Annotated in this window: 4 protein-coding genes and 1 riboswitch; all 4 genes read left to right on the forward strand. The window is 38.8% G+C overall.

All coding sequences use genetic code 11. The features are described from left to right. The first annotated feature begins 111 nt into the window (after nucleotides 1-111). Nucleotides 112-888, forward strand: a complete 777-nt coding sequence (locus tag ACFSY7_RS10520; protein WP_380147795.1) for a pirin family protein — start codon at nucleotides 112-114, stop codon at nucleotides 886-888. A gap of 25 nt (nucleotides 889-913) precedes the next feature. After that, nucleotides 914-1,092: riboswitch (cobalamin riboswitch) on the forward strand. A gap of 90 nt (nucleotides 1,093-1,182) precedes the next feature. Next, complete coding sequence (gene cobT, locus ACFSY7_RS10525; protein WP_380147796.1) at nucleotides 1,183-2,244, forward strand: nicotinate-nucleotide--dimethylbenzimidazole phosphoribosyltransferase; 1,062 nt, start codon at nucleotides 1,183-1,185, stop codon at nucleotides 2,242-2,244. 315 nt (nucleotides 2,245-2,559) lie between these two features. After that, on the forward strand, nucleotides 2,560-2,970 hold the full coding sequence (locus ACFSY7_RS10530; protein WP_380147797.1) for a hypothetical protein: 411 nt from the start codon (nucleotides 2,560-2,562) through the stop codon (nucleotides 2,968-2,970). A 2-nt stretch (nucleotides 2,971-2,972) separates the two neighbouring features. Further along, nucleotides 2,973-3,269 carry a prealbumin-like fold domain-containing protein gene (locus tag ACFSY7_RS10535; protein WP_380147798.1) on the forward strand — a complete coding sequence of 99 codons (297 nt, stop codon included), beginning with the start codon at nucleotides 2,973-2,975 and terminating at the stop codon, nucleotides 3,267-3,269. Nucleotides 3,270-3,328 lie beyond the last annotated feature (59 nt).

Here is a 3,328-nt window from a genome sequence, read left to right on the forward strand (position 1 = left end):
ATATCAATTAATACAAAATTAAGTTAGATATGCGTGTTGGAAAATATTTTTTTGACACTCAAAAATGGCGTGAGCCATTGATATATCAACATTTATAGAGGGAGGAATTAGATGAAAATTTTTAGAAGTAGTGAATCATATGATAAAGTAGGGCAACGTATTGAGTTTCGTTCACTGTGGCCAGGGATTGCTGAGGGGGATAAAGAGCAAGAAGATTATGCTTTTGGCCCATTACAATCTTTTGATCATGCCATTATTCGAAAAGGAACATTAATTAAAATGCATGAGCATAAAAATGATGAGATTATTAGCTATCTTGTAAAGGGTGAATTTGTCCATGAAGATTCGCATGGCTCATATGAAACAATTCGTGAAAATCGCTATATGTTAATGAGTGCAGGAGAAAGCTTCTTTCATCAAGAAGGTACGCCGCATATGGACGCGGAAATGCTACAAATTTTTGTGCGTCCTCGTGAAGTTGATTTGCCACCGGAAGTTCATTTTGCACAATATGAGCCACAACAAGGCTTTCGTTTAATTGCAGCTCCTAGCGATGCCCTATTATTGATTCGCCAAAATGTCCATATTTATGATCTTCATGGCAAGGCTGGTGAAAGCTATGCGATTCCAGCATATGAAGATTATGCAACGTGTATTTATGTGTTTGATGGAGCAATCCGAGTAAATGCAGAAATATTAATGAAACGTGATGGTGCTACCGGAAATGATTTAACAGAATTGACGTTTACAGAAGATGGGCTAGTGCTGGCATTTTTAGTTGATTTAGAGGCACCAATGACGAAAGAAGGACCGTTTAGTGGACGTAATCGACCAACTGATAAAATTGTAAGTCGCATGTGGTCAGATGTGAAAAAGGATGTTGACTGATTATTCAAAATATGATAGAGTGAAGTAACTACATAAAGCATTAGGTGCTCTAGTAATAGAGAGAATAGGGAATAAAGTGCAAAACTTTAGCGGTCCCGCCACTGTAACAGCGAATGGTCGTAAAGGACGCCACTGATTTTTTCGGGAAGGCTTACGACTATCTTGACCTGAAGCCAGGAGACCTGCCTAACGCTGTATACGTACGTATAGACGATGGAAAAGTCTGTAGTTTATTTGTAATGCAAATAAACTACAGGCTTTTTGTTTTGTGTAGACAATGAGGAGGAAGAACAGATGTCATTATTACAACAAACAATTGAACAAATTACCGCAACAACAAAGGCGAATTACGATAAAGCGGAGAACTATATCGATTCGCTTGCAAAACCACCAAAAAGTTTAGGGAAGCTAGAGCGTATTGCGGCAAAACTAGCGGCAATCCACGATGGAGAATTCCCAACAATTCATAAAAAAGCAGTTGTTGTATGTGCAGGAGATCATGGAGTATGCGATGAGGGTGTTACAACCAATCCGCAATCTGTAACGGTTTTTCAAACATTAGGCTTTCCTAAAGGGACAACGGGTGTCTGTGCTCTTGCAAAGTCTGTAGGGGCAGAAGTTGTGGCGGTAGATGTTGGTGTGCTAGAAAATTTACCAGCAGATTCAGGTGTGATCTTGAAAAAAGTTAAATATGGTACAGATAATATGGCGAAGGGCCCTGCGATGAGTCGAGATGAAGCCATTCGTTCGATAGAAGTTGGAATTGAAGTAGCAACACAGCAAATTAAGAATGGGGTAAACTTGTTAGCAACTGGGGAAATGGGTATTGGTAACACGACACCAAGTGCAGCAATTTTATCCGTGCTAGAGGATTGTGACCCGCTTGAAGTAACAGGTTTTGGTGCAGGTGTTGGAGAAGGTGGTATCGCTTATAAAGCGGAAGTTATTCGCAAAGCAATTGCACTAAATCAACCTAATCGTGACGATATTATTGATGTGTTGGCCAAAGTAGGTGGTCTTGAAATTGGTGCAATGGCAGGAGTTACATTAGCTGCAGCGGCAAATCGAGTACCACTTGTCGTGGATGGCTATATTTCAACCGTAGCTGCATTAATCGCAGCGGAACTAAATCCACATGTACAAGACTATGTGTTAGCATCACATGCCTCTGAAGAACCGGGGGCTAAAATTGCAGCAGCGCGTCTCGATATTGAACCAATGTTACAAATGAATATGCGCTTAGGTGAAGGATCCGGTGCTGTTTTAGCATTCCCAATTATCGAAGCGGCATTATCGATGGCGACAACTATGGTTACATTAGAGCAAGCTGCATCAATTATTCAACCAAAGGTCTAGAGTTTGAGTGAAAAGTCTCGTTTTATACGAGGCTTTTTTTATTACCTTAATTCCTAATGTACGAACAAGTTATGGGTTTCTTTTTTCATTCTATTATTTTTAGAATTTTCTGACTTATTACATAATTGAGCTAATTTAACTAAGTTTTTGAACTCAAATTTTATTTTTTACGTTTCGTTATAAAAATAAGAGGAAAATATGACTATACGAGAAAAGCTTTTTTGTATTAAATGAAATTAAATAAACCTTTTTTTGTGATAGAAAGCTTATTTTTATGTTTTTTGATGAATTTAATAATAGAAAGGAGAAAGGCTGATGAGGAAACCGCTAGTAGAAAGATTTTTGATTGCGCTTGCAGCGACGTTTGTATTTGTGTCTCCAACGATGAATTCAATTGCTGTAACAGAAGGTACGACAACAGACAGTGGACAGTCTAAGGTTACAAATCAAGATTCTAGCGAGCAACCAAAAGTTTCAGAAGACAAAAAGAGCAACCTACAACACAAACACCCGATTCAAAGGGAACAACCAGTTCATCAGATGATGCTACACAGCAACCTGCAACACAAACACCACCTGCATCGAATGATTCGTCAACGAAAGATAATAGTCAAAAGGGTAATCCTGAGCAACCAAGAGCCCCAACAACAGGAAAAGAGGATAATAAAGGAAATAACGGAAAAGACAATCAAGGAACGAAGCCTCAGACAACAAAGTCAAATTTAGCCATTACGAAATATGACAAAGATACAGGGGCAACATTTGCATTAAAGCAAAATGGTCATAAAATTCTAAGCAAAACAACAGATGCGAATGGGATCGTAACATTTAGCGGGCTTGATACAACAGGCTCTTATACGGTAGAAGAAACAAACCCACCAGTAGGTTATCAGCCGGCAACTGGTGAGCAAAAGGTGACATTTGACGCGCAAATGAAGACAGGTGGAGGCAGTCATGAAGTTACGACATCACTTGTTTTTTATAAGACGAATTGTAATATTAAGTGCACCACTCAAAATAAATAAAAAAAGACCCATTCAATATGAGCCTGTATAATTAAAGTTCCTACACCAAAATCAACAGG

This window comes from Kurthia populi, from assembly GCF_042686175.1.
In the GTDB taxonomy this organism is placed as follows: domain Bacteria; phylum Bacillota; class Bacilli; order Bacillales_A; family Planococcaceae; genus Kurthia; species Kurthia populi.